This window comes from Winogradskyella ouciana (assembly GCF_009709615.1).
GTDB classification, from domain to species: Bacteria; Bacteroidota; Bacteroidia; order Flavobacteriales; family Flavobacteriaceae; genus Winogradskyella; species Winogradskyella ouciana.
In genome coordinates this window covers 1-254 of the sequence record NZ_WJYA01000208.1, presented here as the reverse complement: position 1 = coordinate 254, position 254 = coordinate 1, and the positions used below count along the sequence as shown (strand labels likewise).

Sequence of the window (254 nt, the reverse complement as noted above, 5' to 3'; positions counted from 1 at the left end):
ATTTTCAGATGATTATTTGCTACTAAATCCCATGAAGAACTTGAAGCAGAAGTCGCATAGTTACCCGTAGCGACAACCATTGGAATGCCTGCTTTTCTTAATGCCCGAATAGCTTGCCAATATTTCTCACCTACAAGACCTGTTCCTGTAAAACCAGATGATACCGAAACAACATCAACGTTGTGTTTGATAGAATCTTCAATAGCATGAAACATTGTTTCATCACCCGCAAACCCAGATCCTGCGTCAGAATA

General features: G+C 40.2%; 1 protein-coding gene. It reads right to left on the bottom strand.

What is annotated here, in order from left to right:
• A partial coding sequence (locus tag F1003_RS19000) for a S8 family serine peptidase (protein WP_155090374.1) occupies window positions 1-254 on the bottom strand: 254 nt, incomplete at both ends.